This window comes from Peribacillus alkalitolerans, assembly GCF_010882125.1.
Classification (GTDB): Bacteria; Bacillota; Bacilli; order Bacillales; family DSM-1321; genus Bacillus_BN; species Bacillus_BN alkalitolerans.
This window is the reverse complement of sequence record NZ_JAAGVZ010000002.1, coordinates 391,053-408,100: the sequence shown is the minus strand read 5'-3', so window position 1 is coordinate 408,100 and position 17,048 is coordinate 391,053. Positions and strand designations below refer to the sequence as shown.

Sequence of the window (17,048 nt, the reverse complement as noted above, 5' to 3'; positions counted from 1 at the left end):
TTTATGAACTAAATATGAACAAGAAAGTGGAGTGTTTATGGGTTGGGAAGTTCATATTCAGTTCATAAAGGCCTGTTACCATGTATGTAGTGATTGAGGAGGTATGAAAATGAATCAATTAAAGCCAAATACTGGTGAATGGGCTGTTGAAGCTCACGGACTTATTAAAAATTTTGGAGAGAATCGTGCGGTTGACGGAGTTAATCTGAACGTGAAAGCTGGTACCATCTACGGTTTACTTGGTCCGAATGGAGCAGGCAAAACGACTACAATCAGAATGCTTGCGACCTTGTTACGACCAGATGCTGGATCGGCTCGCATCTTTGGGCATGATGTCGTGAAGGAGTCCCAAATCGTGCGTCAATTGATTGGGGTTACTGGTCAGTATGCCTCGGTCGACGAGTCGTTAAGCGCTACCGAGAATTTGGTCATTTTCTCCCGGCTACTAGGGTTGGGGCGGGCAGAATCAAAGCAAAAGGCAGAGGAGTTGCTGGAGGAATTTGGGTTAACGGAAGCAGCGAAGCGTCCGTTGAAAAACTTTTCTGGCGGTATGCGTCGCCGACTGGATTTAGCGGCAAGTCTCATTGCACAGCCACCGCTAATCTTTTTAGACGAACCAACTACGGGACTTGACCCTCGTACACGTAATCAAATGTGGGATACGATCCGCCGTTTGGTTAAGACAGGCTCGACTGTCGTGTTAACTACGCAATACCTACAAGAAGCAGATGAACTCGCTGACAGAATCGCGGTAATCGATCGAGGTATAGTCGTTGCTGAGGGTACCGTCGATGAGTTGAAGGCATCTATTGGCAGCTCATCCATGCATTTAAGAATCCAAAATTCGCTGGATATTGATAATGCACGTCACATCGTAGAAAAGGTGCTCCAAGCCAAATCTAATGTGTCATCTGAAGGCGGGAAGATTATTGCACCGTTGGCGGATGCGGACCGGGTCACAGATTTGTTGATCGCTCTCCGAGAAGCGGGAGTCCATCTGGAAGAGCTGAGTGTGCAGAAACCGACCCTCGATGAAGTCTTTTTGACCATTACTGGCCATAGCGCGCAGGATGACGCTTCTAGCGCATCAGAAGAAAAGGCCGAGTTAGAGGAGGTAAGAGGATGAACAATACAGCATATCAGACAAGTGCCAACAGCCAACTGAAAAACAACACGAGTTTTGGCCAGACAGTTCGAAATTCGTTTACAATGGCTTATCGAGGCTTGCTGAAGATACGACGTACACCCGAGCAATTGTTCGACGTGACGCTCCAGCCTATCATCTTCACCCTAATGTTTACCTACATATTTGGCGGTGCCATCTCAGGTAACGTGAAGGCCTATTTGCCGGTCATCATTCCCGGCATCCTCGTGCAAACGGTGATTACAACATCCATTGTCACAGGAGTCCAGCTACGAGAGGATATGGATAAGGGCGTATTCGATCGATTCAAATCACTTCCGATTGCGCGTATTGCGCCGTTGGCTGGCGCGCTGTTGGCAGATACAATCCGGTATACCATTGCGACTGTGCTTACTTTTGCCATGGGGTATATCATGGGCTTCAGGCCAGAGGGAGGTCTAGGTAACGTTGTCATTGCAGGAGTTCTCGTCATTGTCTGTTCCTGGGCAATAAGCTGGATTTTTGCCTTCTTCGGTGTGATTGCGCGAACTGCTTCTAGCGTACAAGGGATATCAATGCTTGCGCTGTTCCCGCTCACGTTTCTATCCAATGCTTTTGTTCCGGTCGATACCATGCCCGACTGGCTCCAGTGGTTTGTAAAGATCAACCCGCTCTCACACCTTATCACTGCTGTCCGTCAACTTGTAAACAATGGCAAAGTTGGATGGGATCTTTCTGTTTCCCTCATCGGAGCTGCTGTCATAGTGGCGATATTTGCACCTATTACAGTACGTGCTTACATGCGTAGGACGTAAATTTGAATGATAGCTAGATTTATAGGACCCTTAATCAAGGGTTCTATTTAATTTGGAATCTACAATGTGCTACGATGAACCGTACCATAAGTAAATGAGGTTTTTAAGTGAAGTTGATAAAAAAGGATTACTTCTTAAACTTTGGGTCCAACAACCAGAAAGAGGAAATAAGTTGAGCTGTAAAATTTTGTCGATAATTTAAATGGATTTTAAATAATTAAAACATTCAAAAAATTAAGATTAGTTGTATAATGGAATAGTCTTATATCCTACAAAGTAAGGGGGAATTAAGTCTTATTTTTTCAATGGTAGAATAATAGAATAATTAGGAGGAATGGACATTTGAATTGGAAAAAAAGAATTACGACGCCAATTTTATCAGCAGGTCTTGTATTTAGTGCATTTGCACCAGGTGTTATGAATCATGAGAAAGTAATAAAGGAGGCTACCGCTAATGAAGTAGCACCCATTGATTTAGCCATTGCAAACGAGAACAGACTGATTGAAATGTTAAAGAAAAACGGAACCATTCCACAAAATGCCACCGCTGCTGAAGCAGACAAGGCATTGCAGCAGTATTTACATAAGCTAGCGGTAGCTTCTGCAGCAAATAAAGAAACCGATACTTTTGCGAAAAATCGTGCTGCTCTAACAGAACAAATTAAAGCAAACATGGAAAGTAACGGTATATATAAAGGTAAAGGAAATAAATTAGGAGTAGCAAAACAAAATACTGTTTCTTCTGTTAAAGAAGAAAAATGGGATGGAACTAAACGACAAGATGAAGTACTTGTACTATTAATTGATTTCCCTGACCATCCACATGGACAATTATCACCAGATGAAACAGATATGTATTATAGTGGTTCTGATGCGTATTCTCATCAACACTATCAAGATATGATTTTTGGTGAAAATGGTTATCTTGGACCTGACGGAAAAACAAAAATTTCAATGAAGCAATATTATGAGCAACAATCTGGTGGTAGTTATACTGTTGATGGTGAGGTTGCTGGATGGTATAGGGCATCAAAACCTGCGGCCTATTATGGTGCGCATACTGCTAATGGTGGTAATGATGTGAGACCAAGGAACTTAGTTTACGAAGCTTTAACAAAGGCAGCTAGTAATGGAGTAAATCTAAATAAATATGATATAGAAGATCCTTTTGATTTAAATGGAGATGGTAACACGCGTGAACCGGATGGAATCATTGATCACCTTATGGTCATTCACTCTGGTGTCGGTGAAGAAGCTGGAGGCGGTAAAATTGGTGAAGATGCGATATGGTCTCATAGTTGGGATTTAGGTGGAGTGGCTACAATTCCAGGTACGAGCACTGATGTCCCTTATTGGGGTGGGAATTTAGGCGCCTACGCCTACACCATTGAGCCAGAAGACGGGGCAGCTGGAGTATTCGCCCATGAATTCGGTCATGATTTAGGCTATCCGGATGAATATGATACCACCTATGGTGGCTCAGGTGAACCGGTTAGCTACTGGTCAATCATGTCAAGTGGAAGCTGGGCAGGTAAAATACCAGGTACAGAACCATCAGGCTTCAGCCCAAATGCAAAAGCGTTTTTCCAGGAGTCAATGACATCAGCTACGTTTACACCAAATTGGCAATCAGGAACTACAGTTAATTTGAGTGATGTGACATCTAAAGGGACAGAGGTCCTACTTGACGAGGCAAGTTCAAAAGGAACAAACCATGATGTTGTTAAAGTAAACCTTCCAAATAAAGTAACAGTTGTAAACACACCTACAAGTGGGCAATTTGAGTATTTCAGTGGCAGCGCTAATGATTTAAGTAATAGCATGTCAACTACAGTTGAATTGACGAATGCTACTACTGCTCAACTTAGCTTTAAAACTTGGTACTCCATCGAAGAAGGTTATGATTATGGTTCTGTACAAGTAAATGGAGAGACGATTCCAGGAAATATCACTACTACGGATCCGGGTTATGATGAAGGTAATCCAGGCAATGGAATTACAGGTGATTCGAACGGTTGGGTAGATGCCACTTTTGATTTATCTCAATTCGCTGGTCAGACTATTGAATTAAGCTTCAATTATGATGCTGATGCGGGTGTTGCACTTCCAGGTTTCTATGTTGAGGATGTAAAGGTTACAGCTGACGGTTATGTGATTCTAACTGACGATGCAGAAGGAACATCGAAATTTACCCTTGATGGATTCTCGAAAGATTCTGGTAAAAAAGAAACAAGTCACTACTACTTATTAGAATGGAGATCTCATAACGGCTCCGATTCAGGTTTAGCCAATGTTAACCGTAGAGGAACAATGCTATCATATGATCAGGGTCTTGTGGTTTGGTATGTAGATAATAAATATGATAATAACTGGACAGGACCTGGCTACCATCCTGGTGATGGATTCTTAGGTGTTGTCGATGCAGACCAGCATAACAATATCTGGCATAATAAGAATTGGAAGGATCCTAATGATTTCTATCAAATTAATAAGCTCCTTGGCTCAAACAGCTACCAAATGCATGATGCTGCATTTAGCTTAAATAAAGGTAGCAATGTAACAATTGGTGATTCATCTTTCTACATGAAAGATAACTTTACTCAAAGTAATGCCCTTTTTGACGATAGTCAAGATTATAGCAACCCTCAAGATCCAGATGTTGGACGAAATGTTCCAAAATACGGATTAAAGTTTCGCGTAGTGGGGCAAAGTGCTGACGGAACTGTAGGTAAAATATTAATCTTTAAATAAACATCAAAAAGAGGGGTTAGTTCCTTTACAGGAGCTAATCTCTTTTTTTGTACTCGGATGCACCTTTTACTAAAATTAAGAGTTTTTCCTCTGAAATGTCATAAATATGGTGACGTGGATCAAACTTACATATTGTAAAGTCAATGCCTAAAAGTAAAGCCATCATACCGTATAATTAGAGGTGTAGGCGGAGTTAAGAACATTTACGTAAAGAATTTTGAAAAGAGTTTTATAAGAGAAATATCACAAGAAAAAAACAATTATAATTATTAAAACACAGTTCTTATCTAACCAAATGAACAGCTCAGTTTCAATTAAAAACGGAGTGCCAAAGAAGGCGCTCCGTTTTTTCTGTTTTATATTTACGTTTTAGTAAGGAGAGTATGGAATATTATAATTTGCATCGTATGGGTACGGGTATGGCGGATAATAAGGGTATGGTGGATAACCATAACCATAACCATAACCATAACCATATCCAGGTCCTGGGGCCAATAGTGCACCAGCAGCAAGACCTCCTAAAAAGCCTAAGCCTAAGCCAAAGCCTGGTCTACCAAAGCCAAAACCAGGTCTACCAAAACCACCGAATCCAAATCCAGGGCGTATTCGTTGATCATTGAAGTCAATGAAATGAGTCAAAGTAAATCCCTCCTATTTATTTTATACCCTAAAGGATATGCCTAAGTAGTCTATTGGGTTTGGGCATATGCCCTAATACTATAAAATTAAAGCAAATGAGTCAGAATCCGCGTTTTTAGATCCAAAAATCGTATAGTTTACCTTATTCTTAGGTTAAACCTAAGTTAGAATCGATAAGGTGAACCGTATCATAAGTATAAGTAAATATGGTTTTTTGAACAGTAAAAAAAAGCTGAAAGATCTCCTGTAATACATACCCCTGTTGATATTAAGTCCTCAACATCTTGACCATGTAATTGGCAACTATGGGAACAACCATGACTACTGTAGGAACTGCACTTTTCTCTCCAATGCTTTTGAGCCGGTTGATACCATGCCCGACTTGCTCCAGTGGTTTGTAAAGATCAACCCGCACCACATCTTATCACTGCTGTCCCTGAACTTGTAAATAAAGGAAACGTTTGATGGGATCTTTCTGTTTCCCTCATCGGTGCTGCTGTCATAGTGGCGATATTTGCACCTATAACAGTACGTGCCTATATGCGCCGGACGTGAAATTGAATGATTACTAGAATAATAGGCCCTACATATAGGGCTCTATTTATTGTGGAAGCATATAGTGAACCGTGCATTTTCCATCAAGCTTTTCATTCAAAAATTAAATAAGGATTTATCGGTTCATTAGTAGTAGTGCCTTTGTCTGCATATAGAAGGCATAATCGCACTTCATGCTAACACCTAAATCGGGTGTTTTTTTCTTCAATTATTTCCAATCGATGTCACAACTAAGACGCCTGATTCGTCTTGTTTTTGAAAAAGGAAAAAGGGAGCGATTAAGATGAAAAAACAACAAACCATTGTGATTATTGGCGGAGGTTATGCAGGGATCAATGCAATTGATGCATTAAAGAAGGAAAAATTTAATAAAGATTATAGAATTGTCTTAATAGATAAGCAGCCTAATCATTTTAAAAAGGTGAAATTGTTTAAAGGCATTGTGGATGAAGACTTTTCTGAGTTATTTATACCATTTTCAAACTATTGTACAGATGGGGTTGAATTCCTTCAGGGAGAATTAAAAGCCGTCAATCATGAGAAGCAAAAGATTGAGGTGCTTGATGTCAATGGAGAAATGATTCATTTACATTACGATTTAATGATCATGACTCTAGGAAGTGTGATAAAAGAGGTAAATCCAATTTACGGTGGGACCACATTAAGCAGTCTTCAAAATGCACGAAAAATAAGACAGGATCTCTTAAATGAATTGTCGGATAAATCGAAGCTCCGAATTTCCATTATTGGAGCTGGGATAACCGGAATTGAGACATCAGCAGAAATCGCTACTTGGTTACGAAATGAAGCAGAACAAAAAGGGTTGAAAGCCTCTGATGTAGAAATTTATCTTTTGAATCAACATGATAGATTGATGCTTGATATCCCAGAAAAAGTGAGCCGGAATTTAGAAAAAAGGTTAAAAAATTCAGGTGTTACCACAATTCATCATATAAATGCGCATAAATTTGAAAACAGTAAAATCTATTACAATGAGGGTTCTGAAATGGCTTCTGATTATTGCATTTGGACAGTGGGAATGCAACCACACCCTTGTCTACAGGATCTAGGGCTTCCTTTGATGGATCATGGAAAACTTTTGATTGATTCTTGGTATCGATTGAAGGGGTGTAAAAATATATACTCGATTGGGGATTGTGCTCATATTGTCGATTCAAGCACAGGCCAAGTTGCAGGAATGACTTGTAAAGAAGCCGTTGCAGAAGCAAAAAGCCTTGCTAAAATAATAAAGGCTGATCTTGCAGGATATGGCATTGAGGGTCACAAAGCCTATCCAAGTCTTTATTGTATTGGTTTAGGTCCAACAGACGGATTTTTTTGGGCACAAAAATGGGGCATGGATTTTGTCCTTACAGGAAAATTAGGTGTGAAAATGAGGGATTTTACTTGGAATATTGCTAGTTTGGTTAACTAATAGATATGGAGGAAAACAAAATGGAATGGCAACAACTCTATGTAGAGAATCGACCACTACTGTTTTCAATCGCTTATCGTATACTCGGAACGGTTACCGATGCAGAGGACATTGTTCAGGATGTTTTCCTTCAAGCGAGCGGCATGGAATTGGAGAAGGTGGAAAATAAAAAAGCCTATTTATCTAAGATGGTGACGAATCGGTGTCTTGACCATTTAAAATCAGCTCGAGTAAAGCGTGAAGTGTATACAGGGCCGTGGTTGCCAGAACCACTGATATATCAGGATAACGATCCCATCTCTGAAGTGATGAAAGGGGAAGTCATTTCAATCGCTGTTTTGTTTTTACTCGAAAAGTTAAACCCAATAGAGAGAGCTGTATTTATTTTAAGAGAAGTACTGGAATATGATTATACAGTCATCTCTGAAATCGTTGGACGAAATGAAGCGAATTGTAGAAAAATCTTTAGTAGAGTGAAAACCAAAATCCCAGGAATGGATGTCGAATCTACTAATATTGATGAAGGCAAAGAAGATATCGTACAAAACCTAGTTGCAGCCATCCATGAAGGTAATCTTCAAAAATTAGAAAACTGGTTATCAAATGACGTTATCCTATATACTGACGGTGGCGGTAAAGTTACTGCAGCTATTAAACCAGTCCAATCAAGGAAGCTTGTATTCCGTTTCTTTACACTTTTGCTTGAACACTTTTCTAAAGTGCCAATCACTATCGAACTCGTAAATGTGAATGGGGAAGCAGGTATCTTGTTTATAGAACCAAACCATTTGAAAACTGTGGTAAGTTTTAAACTCGAGCATGAACAGATTAAAGAAATCTATATTATGAGAAATCCTGATAAACTTAGTCATATTAGTTAATTGCGAAGGTTGGGTGATTCCCAACCTTTGTGGTTTATAATCTAGTTATAAAAGAAGACTTTGTTAAATATCTATATTGATTTTTATAAAAAAAGGGCTGCCCCAGCAAGCACATATAAACTATACAAATTAGTTTTTTATGGGGCAAAAGGGAAGATGAAATCAAGCAGAGGTAGCAATGAAAATAATAAAAGTAACACCGTAATCGCTACACCTAGAAACCTAGTAAAACGTATAAAATTTACCTTTTGTAACCAATAGGACAAGAAAAATAAAACAATGACTAAATAAGGAAGCATATTACTTCCAGAAAAAATAACTTGAATCATCGAACCTATAATAATGATTCCTGCAACTATATTAAAAAGATGAAAATTTTTACTCATTTTACCCCTCCAATTTATAAAGCAAAGGTTAAGATCTGAAAATAATTTTAACAAATAATCCCAAATAAGGTAATGATTTTTTAAAAGCATACTTCACTCGGTAGATTAAAGAAGTAAATCAACTTTGTTGTATAACAGAGTCTAGTATTATGAGTTTCTTATTTAACACAGCCTAAAAGAAAAAAGGGGAGCAATGATGATAAAAGTATTTGTTTATGGAACCTTACGCAAGGAAGAAAAGAACCACCGACTAATAGAAAGTGCTATGTGCATCTCGGAGAATTGCTGGACAGAAGGTAAACTGTATGACACAGGATATGGGTATCCAGCTATGACACAATCAAGCTCAGACAAAACATACGGTGAACTGTACTCAGTAACAGATAATGAATTAATTCAACTTGATCTTTTAGAAGGATATACAGTTGGTGGGAAAGACAATCTATATGAAAGAATTGAACAAACCGTTTATACAGACAAAGGCAATCTCGTTGCATACATGTACATAGCTAATAAAAAGAATTTGTTGAAAAAGGAAATATCAAACGGAGATTGGAAGGAATATAGTCTTATTTAGAGTCAAACTGATCCTTATCTATTTTTTGCTTTTAAAAGTTGTATGGATCAAATGATGTTAATATTTGTAGTTAATTTCAAATGTCGCCAAAGAAGATAGTCTTCGCGTTGAAACTGCAGTGTACATTTCTACAATACACAGCCACGTAGACTCTATTAAGTGATTTTCATAGCGATCCCAACAATGACCCAACATCTCTAACAATGATGATGCAAGTACCATCTCGTTAAACATGATAACCTTTTTACTGTGTATTTAATGTATAGAGAGACCTTGTTTTTACATAAAAGAGGATTTTCCATATTTCTAAAGAAATTATTAGTGAAACACATCATAATGAAGGAGGTAATTATAATGGCTACAACAACAGGAATATTGGAATGGACGCTGCTTTCTGAATGTCCAATTCCAGATGACGTTAATAAGATTTTGGTCGGAGGGGAAGAAGCGGTTGCTGCATACAAAACATTTCGGGATAGTGCGATCTTTACAAATAAAAGATTAATTGTGAGAGACTCACAAGGGTTAACAGGTAAAAAGGTTGAAATATATTCTTTGCCCTATTCATCTATAACGATGTGGTCAACAGAAAATGCGGGCAGCTTTCTTGATGTGAATGCAGAGGTAGAACTGTGGACAAAAGCTGGTCGCATTAAAGTGAAGTTAAAAAAGGACATTGATATTAGAAAGTTTGATAAGCTGATTGCAGAAGCCCTATTGTAGAAATATAGCATCTTTACATAATACGGAAAGCAATCGTGTATGTCCTGAGACAAGCTCAATGATTTGAGAAGTGAACCCGAAAAAGTTTGTTTTTATCTTTCAAATACTATCACTGCTTTTTCAGTAAATAACCATCAGGCACCACTCGTAGATAAAAATCCTACGGTTGGTGCCTGAATTTGTTATTAGGAGTTAACTGATAGGGAATAATGCGACCATAGGTGGAAATCATCACCAGAAGTTGACGAAGATTGATAAATATGAGAAGTTATATGATTGTAGAAGCAGATACGATTAATTCATTTTCATAGTGTAATTTATTGGAGGAATACATATGGATAACAACGATATTTTGATTCGATTACGATATGCCCTTGATTTAAAAAATTCCGAGATGGTTGAGATATTTAAGCTTGGCGGGGTAGAGGTTGCAAATGTTGACTTGCCGAAGATTCTTACAAAAACAAAAGACAGCGACGATGAGGATGAATGCGTAGCTGAAACTGAAGATCAGATTAAGTGCAATAACATGATGTTGGATTCATTTTTAAATGGGTTCATTACGTTTAAAAGAGGAAAACAAGAGCCTAAACCTGGACAGACAGCTACACCTGAACCGTCCATTAACAAAACCCCAAATGTAAATAATCTCTTGTTAAAGAAAGTGAAAATCGCACTACAATTAACAACAGAGGATATGCTGGACATATTCGATGATGGTGGAATCAGGGTGTCAAAAGGCGAGTTAGGCGCTTTATTAAGAAAAGAAGGACACAAAAATTATAAAGAGTGCGGAGATAATTTTGCCCGGAAATTCATAAGAGGTTTGACGGTAAGATACAGGGGATAAGGCATTAAGGAGATAACATGATACATTCCTATTCAGGGGAAACCATACATTACGAAATACAATACAAAAATCGCACCTCCTTCGGGATCCAAATCGATGGCTATGGGAATGTTCAAGTTCTTGCCCCTAAGGGAACATCCAATGAACATGTGCTTCGATTGTTAGAAAGCAACTGGGATCTGATTCTGCAAAAAGCTAACGAAATGAAGGATAGATTACAAGGACCAATGAAAAAGGTCTATGAACATGGGGAGAGTTTTTTGTATTTAGGAAAAACCTTTCCAATACAGATTCATCATGATCCAAACATTACACAGGACCATATTGTGTTTGAAGAAGATAAGTTACATATTTACGTAAAGCTTCATGAGGATGAAAAAATTAAACAAGCTCTAAAACGATTCTATTATAAACAGTGCAAATCGTTAGTAGAGAAGAGTATCTCTTCCTATCAAAGCCATTTCAAGACAAAACCGCGTGCTATCACTATTTCTGATAGCAAAGCCACTTGGGGAACGTGTGATTCAAGGCTACAGTTAACCTTCAATTGGAAGCTGGCAATGGCACCACAAAAAGTGATTGACTATGTCGTCGTTCATGAAATGTGCCATATGCACCATCTAAATCACGACCGATCCTTCTGGCGACTTGTTGGGAAGATTATGCCTGATTATAAAGAACAAGAGAGGTGGCTGGAGTTATCTAGTTGGAGAATGACTGTATAATAGAACAAAGTTGAAGTGTTTTAGGTTAATCAACGGAATACTAGACTAGCCAAATATCAAAATATTAAAGTGCTGATGGGGTTGACCGCATTATTTCCGACTCTAAGCTGTCGGAAAAAGTATTGAAGAAGTATGAAAAAGAGGGCATAGAGATCGTAAATAAATAGAATCATGCATGTTACGTTGAGGAAAAGCGAATGTTGGCTTTTCCTCTTTTTATTTGGTTGGAGTGGTGAAAATATGATTATTTGTGTAATTTACATTAAAATCAAAAAAATCACTTTATATTAACGCTATCTTAATAGTTTTTGTGTATTCTTAGTGTCGAAAAGAGGCTAAAAAAAGAGAAAGCTACAAGATGCCTTTTCCAGCTTTAAGAGTAGAGTGAACTACTGAAAAACATGAACTATAAGGTGGTGGCGGAATCCATGATATGAATTCATCTATATTACCAAAATTGAATTATTAACAATATCAGCTAAAAACACCTTAAAATCAGCTTTTCTTCTATTCTTAATCAGAAAGTTCTTAATTGAAATCAATAAAAGCATCCTATCCAAAAGAGGAGTAGATATCAATGAAAGACGAGCAATTAAAACACGATTCAGAAAAATTGTCGAAAACAATCTTTGAAAAAGGAATGGATCGACGCAGTTTTTTGGAAGGTACAACGAAGATTGCTGGGCTTACCCTTGGATTATCGCTAGTAAACTCACTAAATCTTAAGTCAGCTGGAGCGACATCGAAGCTTGGATTGCATAAAAACTCCGATTTAGTGTTTCCAGTTGTTAGTGATGTACATATTTTGAAGAGTGGTACAACGGATCTACAAAAGTGGGGCAGCGCATTGCATCAATTGAATGAATTAGTACCAAAACAAGATGCATTCGTAGTTGTTGGTGATTTAACAGAGTATGGTTACGTAGAAGAGTATGATCGCTTTATGTCGCTTTATAATATCAAAAAACAACCGCAGGCTGAATCTATGTTTGCAATCGGAAATCATGACTATTGGAATGGTTTATCAGTAGTAGATTCCCAAAAACGATTTAAAGAGAAAACGGGAATGGAGTCTATTTACTATCACAAGGTCATCAAAGGATATCATTTTATTGTACTCGGTACGGAAGATGGTAAAACAGAGGGAACCTTTTCAGTGAAGCAAATTGAATGGTTGGGTGAGCAATTAAAGATAGCAAACGCTGATGATCCGAAAAAACCAATTTTTGTCTTCCATCACCAGCCTATCAAAGGAACCATTTATGGAAGCGAATGGGGCTTCTCTGCAAATAGAGACCTTTTTTACGATACTTTGAAAGAATATCCTCAAGTAATCACGTTTTCTGGTCATACACATTATCCATTAGATGAACCAAGAACAATCCACCAAAAGGATTTTACTACCATTGCAACTGCTTCTCTAAAAAACATGTGGGTTGAAGCAGGGTATATTCAAGGAGAATTACCTAAAGGATCCGAAACGTTTAGCCAAGGTCTAATTGTAGAGGTGCATGGAGACGAAGTGTTCATTCATCGCCGTGATTTTACTCAAAATGATTGGATAGGCGAACCATGGGTAATTGACTGTCGAGGTAAGAATAATTCATTTAAATATACAGAAATGAGAGAACAAGTAAAACCTCGTTTCCCTAAAGATTCAAGCATTTCGATTGTTGATACCACTAGTACTGAGATGAATATCATGTTTAATCAGGCCAATGATAATTCGCTGGTTCATTCTTATAAAGTAGTAGCGAAGAACAATCTAACAGGACAAATAGCCAAAGAGGTTCGTGCTTTCTCAGAATTCTACAAAGATCCAGTTCCTAATCCATTCGTTCTGCCAGTTAAGGGTTTACAGCCTGGTACAAGCTATAGTATCGAAGTATATGCTATTGATTCATTTGGGAATATAAGTGACACATTTTTGAAAATAGATGGAATAACGAAAGCATAGGCCGCTCTCTATTTTAGCTTTATATTTCAGGAGATTGATAAGAGGACATTTTGATGGAAAACAAACCGTTAAATGTCGTATGGATAAAGGAATCTCCTTCCAGTTTGCATCTGCCGATGTAGAAGCAAAATTAACCGGAACAAGTTTCACTCCGGATGAAAAGACCTTATTCTTGTCCATTCAACATCCTGGTGAAGAAATGAAAGATATGAACAATCATAAAGTACATAGCCACGCCGTAAATGTAAAAACGCCTCGTCCTGCAGTTGTTCCGATTACAGGATTTAAATTTTAAGGAGGAATGAAAATGTTGCAAAATATTGGAATACCTGGATTAATATTAATTTTAGTCATTGCACTTATCATATTTGGACCATCTAAATTACCAGAAATTGGACGTGCTTTTGGCAGCACATTAAGAGAGTTTAAAAATTCTACTAAAGATTTGATTTCTTCAGATGAAAAAGAAGAAAAGACGCAATCCAAGTAATTTTGAAGAAGATGTAGGCAACAGGCTTGCATCTTCCTCTTGTTTTTAGGAAAGGAGAAGTTTTATGACTAATCAAGAAATGCTTTTGGTTGATCACCTCGGAGAAATCAGGAAACGGTTAATCTATACTTTGATCGCTTTTATCGTTTTTTTATTTGGATCATTCATTTATGTACAGGAAATTTACGCATGGCTTATCCGTGATCTCAACCATAATTTGGCTGTATTGGGGCCAAGTGAAATCCTCTGGGTGTATCTTATGATTTCAGGAGTGATCGCTATTGCTCTTACCATTTCGATTGCTGCCCAACAAACGTGGTTATTTGTAAAGCCGGGGCTTTCAGAAAAAGAACGAAAAACGACCCTATCTTACATTCCTGGATTGTTTATCCTCTTTATTGCCGGATTATCATTTGGTTATTTTGTTGTGTATCCAACCGTACTTACCTTTTTATTATCCTTGTCTGAAGGGCAATTTGAAACGTTGTTCACATCTGAAAAATATTTTAAGTTTATGATTAACTTGACCCTGCCGTTTGGATTTTTATTCGAAATCCCGCTTGTCGTTATGTTCCTCACCTCTCTTGGTGTCATCAATCCTATGATTCTATCAAAAGCGCGAAAGGTATCTTACTTTTTGCTTATCGTTGTGTCTATTTTAATTACACCACCTGATTTGATATCCGATATATTAGTTATTGTACCGCTTTTAGTGTTATACGAATGTAGTATTGCATTATCAAAAATCGTATACCGAAGAACTAGAACTACTGAAAATTAACTCATCTGTGTGATTTTCGTGAGCTGTATTCAGCTCTTTTTAATTATCCTTGCTCTCCTTTTTTCCCCGTAAAGCTCTTCTAAATGCTTTTAATTGTGCCAACCCCCATTTCAAATCAATGATTTTATATGGGGGTTGGCGACAGTAAGGAAGACACCACTTTATAAATGTGGTGCCTTTTTCCTTATTGCTTTCGTTAATCAATAGTTCCTGTTTGTTCGATTTCTACATCTGCATTTACAACGACTTTTACGTTTGGATAATACATTTTCCATTCTTTTTCATTAAATCCGCGAAAATGTTCTTTATATTTTGCTCCTAAACCTAAAGGATCAACTTGATGCTTCTTAAATTGGTTTACGATATTAATGGCGTTTTTTTCTAATTCCTTTTCAACCTGTTTTTGATACTTTTTTTTATCAAAAGACTGCCTTTGTTTCTCTGACGGAGCGAACTCATGAAGTCTTGTTTTCATTTTTAAATTAATCGTAAATTCTGGTTTACCGTGTACAATTTTTACTTTATATTTTGCATTTGAATCGATAGTGTCAAGAACTACCTTATCACGATTATCTAAAATAAATTGGCGTAATCCAGGTCTTTTATCAACAAGCGTCTTAAAAATAAAAAGATCTTCCATTGGAATAGATGTAACAAATTGATCATGCTTAAAAAGTGCCAAGCCAGTGATTCTAATGTTGTCGCTTTCCTTTTTAATAAAAGGTAAATAAGGATCCTGTCCTATTTGAAATAATTGAAATAAATAGGATTGTAAATTAGTTTGAGGAAGTAGTCCCATTTTCATATTTTGTTCCAGCAAATCTTGGATATGAAGTGAAACATTCTCATTTTTATATTTCTTCATTTTAAATAATTCATTAGCATCACCATCAACTATTGCCATTTGAACAAGGCTCCCAATAGCAGGATCACGATGTAAGGTATCTACGAAATCATTAATCCCTTTCTTTGCCATTTTTTTGCCATAAAGAGCTACACGAAGCTGACCACTTACCAATGGATATCGAGATTCGTTATTTAAGATCGAACGAATATCTTTACTGGATTTCCCTATCGCTGTTCTGACCTCTGTAGTAGAAGTTTTGTCTCTTTTAAAAATAGGAAATACAATCGTTCCCTTTATGTCCTTTTTTCCGGCCAGGTCGTACCCTACCCCCTGTGACATATCGATTTCATTGACAATGTAGGTAGGGAGAAAACTGCACCCTGACAATAATAGTATAAGAAACAAACCAAACGTTGACCTATGAATCATTTTGCTTACCCCTTTTTAAAAAAGTTAAAACAAGTAAGAGTATGGGGATATAGCCGTAAAATATCCATAAATTCATTTGAGTGATATATTTATTCAGCATATCGTTGAAGGAACCGTTAAAATGACAAAGGACGACACTAATTAAACTAAGAATGAGTAATGTATACTTTTGCTTCCTGTTAAAAATTTTCTTTAAACCTCTGCTGGAGCACCAAAGTAAAAGTGAGATTAATACACTAACGATAATTAAATACATGGATATATACAGGTATTCAAATCGCTCCAAGAAAGACATGGTAATCATTTTTGTTAAAGAAAGTTCAGGCCAAATGGTCGTTTTTAACTGTTTTTCACTATAAAAAGTAAAGGAAATAATAGCAGAAATCGTATACAGTAAAGTAGTAAAGAGAACACCTAAATGAGCAAATTTCTTTGAGGCTTTAGGATCCCTTATAAATGGATAATACATCAGTAAGGTTTCAGTTCCCGCTAAAGTATACATCGAGCTTTTGATGGAATCTGTGATTTCCATAAAGGAATGGTTCATGATGGGCAGCAAATTTGAAAAGTGAGCAAATTTTAACGGGAAAATAAAAAGGACGATTAGCAAAATTTGTGGGAAAATAAACGATAAAAAAGACATGCCGACAATAACCCGAAATCCTCCAGAAACACAATAATACACGGATAGTAAAATTATAGTAGAAATAATCCATGAAGGCATGGAAGGAAACAACCATACTTGAATGATCTCGATAAACCCAATTAAAACAGAAACACTTGCTAACCAATAATAAATCATGATAAAAAAGCTCATAAATTTGCCTAGCACATTTCCAAAAATAGTTGTATGAACATCGATAATATCTCCGTCTGCTTTTTCCAGCAGTATGTACATCATCCAGATAGACAATTGAACAATGCACCCTGCCACTAATACACCAATCCAAGCATCATATCCTGCCTTCGCGGCAATGGTCTTTTGGAAGGATAAAATGCCAACACCAACCTGCGAATTGTAAATGATAAAGAAGACTAAATAAGGAGAAACTTGATGTCTAATATTTGCTTGCAAATTGGTTTT

17 protein-coding genes and 1 pseudogene are annotated in these 17,048 nt (G+C 37.3%); 14 read left to right on the top strand and 4 right to left on the bottom strand.

The window, feature by feature from the left end; translation table 11 throughout:
- Window positions 1–103: 103 nt before the first annotated feature.
- The 3 genes from G3O09_RS04305 (at window position 104) to G3O09_RS04295 (ending at window position 4,689) form a co-directional block, all read left to right on the top strand.
- Window positions 104–1,126, top strand: a complete 1,023-nt coding sequence (locus G3O09_RS04305) for an ATP-binding cassette domain-containing protein (protein WP_163100238.1) — start codon at window positions 104–106, stop codon at window positions 1,124–1,126.
- Complete coding sequence (locus G3O09_RS04300) at window positions 1,123–1,938, top strand: ABC transporter permease (protein ID WP_163100237.1); 816 nt, start codon at window positions 1,123–1,125, stop codon at window positions 1,936–1,938. Before G3O09_RS04305 ends, G3O09_RS04300 begins: the two co-directional genes overlap by 4 nt.
- A gap of 342 nt (window positions 1,939–2,280) precedes the next feature.
- Complete coding sequence (locus G3O09_RS04295; protein ID WP_420850322.1) at window positions 2,281–4,689, top strand: immune inhibitor A domain-containing protein; 2,409 nt, start codon at window positions 2,281–2,283, stop codon at window positions 4,687–4,689.
- Between the two features lie 369 nt (window positions 4,690–5,058).
- Here G3O09_RS04295 and G3O09_RS04290 read toward each other — a convergent pair whose 3' ends face one another.
- On the bottom strand, window positions 5,059–5,328 hold the full coding sequence (locus G3O09_RS04290) for a hypothetical protein (protein ID WP_163100236.1): 270 nt from the start codon (window positions 5,326–5,328) through the stop codon (window positions 5,059–5,061).
- Window positions 5,329–5,665: 337 nt separating this feature from the next.
- On the opposite strand from G3O09_RS04290, the pseudogene G3O09_RS22380 reads away from it, so the two are divergent.
- The 3 genes and pseudogenes from G3O09_RS22380 to G3O09_RS04275 all read left to right on the top strand — a co-directional run.
- Window positions 5,666–5,883 (top strand): annotated as a pseudogene (locus G3O09_RS22380) (ABC transporter permease); the annotation flags it as partial.
- Between the two features lie 283 nt (window positions 5,884–6,166).
- A complete protein-coding gene (locus G3O09_RS04280) occupies window positions 6,167–7,318 on the top strand; it encodes an NAD(P)/FAD-dependent oxidoreductase (RefSeq protein ID WP_163100235.1) in 1,152 nt (383 codons plus the stop codon).
- 20 nt (window positions 7,319–7,338) lie between these two features.
- A complete protein-coding gene (locus tag G3O09_RS04275) occupies window positions 7,339–8,199 on the top strand; it encodes an RNA polymerase sigma-70 factor (RefSeq protein WP_163100234.1) in 861 nt (286 codons plus the stop codon).
- 137 nt (window positions 8,200–8,336) lie between these two features.
- Here G3O09_RS04275 and G3O09_RS04270 read toward each other — a convergent pair whose 3' ends face one another.
- On the bottom strand, window positions 8,337–8,585 hold the full coding sequence (locus G3O09_RS04270) for a hypothetical protein (protein ID WP_163100233.1): 249 nt from the start codon (window positions 8,583–8,585) through the stop codon (window positions 8,337–8,339).
- 196 nt (window positions 8,586–8,781) lie between these two features.
- Here G3O09_RS04270 and G3O09_RS04265 point away from each other — a divergent pair, with 196 nt between their 5' ends.
- The 8 genes from G3O09_RS04265 to tatC all read left to right on the top strand — a co-directional run bounded on the left by G3O09_RS04265 (window position 8,782) and on the right by tatC (window position 14,688).
- Window positions 8,782–9,162, top strand: a complete 381-nt coding sequence (locus G3O09_RS04265) for a gamma-glutamylcyclotransferase family protein (protein WP_163100232.1) — start codon at window positions 8,782–8,784, stop codon at window positions 9,160–9,162.
- A 354-nt stretch (window positions 9,163–9,516) separates the two neighbouring features.
- A complete protein-coding gene (locus G3O09_RS04260) occupies window positions 9,517–9,885 on the top strand; it encodes a PH domain-containing protein (protein ID WP_163100231.1) in 369 nt (122 codons plus the stop codon).
- 334 nt (window positions 9,886–10,219) lie between these two features.
- Window positions 10,220–10,735: a YehS family protein gene (locus tag G3O09_RS04255; RefSeq protein WP_163100230.1), complete on the top strand. Its 516-nt coding sequence runs from the start codon at window positions 10,220–10,222 to the stop codon at window positions 10,733–10,735.
- A 17-nt stretch (window positions 10,736–10,752) separates the two neighbouring features.
- Window positions 10,753–11,460: a M48 family metallopeptidase gene (locus tag G3O09_RS04250; RefSeq protein WP_163100229.1), complete on the top strand. Its 708-nt coding sequence runs from the start codon at window positions 10,753–10,755 to the stop codon at window positions 11,458–11,460.
- Window positions 11,461–12,037: 577 nt separating this feature from the next.
- The gene (locus G3O09_RS04245) at window positions 12,038–13,417 is read left to right on the top strand and encodes a metallophosphoesterase (RefSeq protein ID WP_163100228.1); all 1,380 of its coding nucleotides are present in this window, start codon (window positions 12,038–12,040) and stop codon (window positions 13,415–13,417) included.
- Window positions 13,418–13,451: 34 nt separating this feature from the next.
- Window positions 13,452–13,712 carry a hypothetical protein gene (locus G3O09_RS22855; protein WP_338048400.1) on the top strand — a complete coding sequence of 87 codons (261 nt, stop codon included), beginning with the start codon at window positions 13,452–13,454 and terminating at the stop codon, window positions 13,710–13,712.
- Window positions 13,713–13,724: 12 nt separating this feature from the next.
- A complete protein-coding gene (locus G3O09_RS04235; protein WP_111616182.1) occupies window positions 13,725–13,907 on the top strand; it encodes a twin-arginine translocase TatA/TatE family subunit in 183 nt (60 codons plus the stop codon).
- Window positions 13,908–13,971: 64 nt separating this feature from the next.
- Window positions 13,972–14,688, top strand: coding sequence for a twin-arginine translocase subunit TatC (tatC, locus tag G3O09_RS04230; RefSeq protein ID WP_163100227.1), 717 nt, complete (start codon window positions 13,972–13,974; stop codon window positions 14,686–14,688).
- 196 nt (window positions 14,689–14,884) lie between these two features.
- On the opposite strand, the gene G3O09_RS04225 is transcribed toward tatC, so the two are convergent.
- Entirely contained in the window at window positions 14,885–15,964 is a 1,080-nt protein-coding gene (locus tag G3O09_RS04225) for a Ger(x)C family spore germination protein (protein ID WP_163100226.1), read from the bottom strand.
- Window positions 15,954–17,039 (bottom strand): GerAB/ArcD/ProY family transporter, encoded by a 1,086-nt coding sequence (locus tag G3O09_RS04220; protein ID WP_163100225.1) that lies wholly within the window; start codon window positions 17,037–17,039, stop codon window positions 15,954–15,956. Before G3O09_RS04220 ends, G3O09_RS04225 begins: the two co-directional genes overlap by 11 nt.
- Window positions 17,040–17,048: the final 9 nt, after the last annotated feature.

Excerpts from the sequence above, each read along its gene's own strand:
- G3O09_RS04245 (WP_163100228.1), top strand. The coding sequence starts at position 12,038 with ATGAAAGACGAGCAATTAAAACACGATTCAGAAAAATTGTCGAAAACA.
- G3O09_RS04275 (WP_163100234.1), top strand. The coding sequence starts at position 7,339 with ATGGAATGGCAACAACTCTATGTAGAGAATCGACCACTACTGTTTTCA.
- G3O09_RS04235 (WP_111616182.1), top strand. The coding sequence starts at position 13,725 with ATGTTGCAAAATATTGGAATACCTGGATTAATATTAATTTTAGTCATT.
- G3O09_RS04260 (WP_163100231.1), top strand. The coding sequence starts at position 9,517 with ATGGCTACAACAACAGGAATATTGGAATGGACGCTGCTTTCTGAATGT.
- G3O09_RS04255 (WP_163100230.1), top strand. The coding sequence starts at position 10,220 with ATGGATAACAACGATATTTTGATTCGATTACGATATGCCCTTGATTTA.
- G3O09_RS04280 (WP_163100235.1), top strand. The coding sequence starts at position 6,167 with ATGAAAAAACAACAAACCATTGTGATTATTGGCGGAGGTTATGCAGGG.
- G3O09_RS04305 (WP_163100238.1), top strand. The coding sequence starts at position 104 with ATGAAAATGAATCAATTAAAGCCAAATACTGGTGAATGGGCTGTTGAA.
- G3O09_RS04300 (WP_163100237.1), top strand. The coding sequence starts at position 1,123 with ATGAACAATACAGCATATCAGACAAGTGCCAACAGCCAACTGAAAAAC.
- G3O09_RS04270 (WP_163100233.1), bottom strand. The coding sequence starts at position 8,585 with ATGAGTAAAAATTTTCATCTTTTTAATATAGTTGCAGGAATCATTATT.
- G3O09_RS04250 (WP_163100229.1), top strand. The coding sequence starts at position 10,753 with ATGATACATTCCTATTCAGGGGAAACCATACATTACGAAATACAATAC.
- G3O09_RS04265 (WP_163100232.1), top strand. The coding sequence starts at position 8,782 with ATGATAAAAGTATTTGTTTATGGAACCTTACGCAAGGAAGAAAAGAAC.
- tatC (WP_163100227.1), top strand. The coding sequence starts at position 13,972 with ATGACTAATCAAGAAATGCTTTTGGTTGATCACCTCGGAGAAATCAGG.
- G3O09_RS04225 (WP_163100226.1), bottom strand. The coding sequence starts at position 15,964 with ATGATTCATAGGTCAACGTTTGGTTTGTTTCTTATACTATTATTGTCA.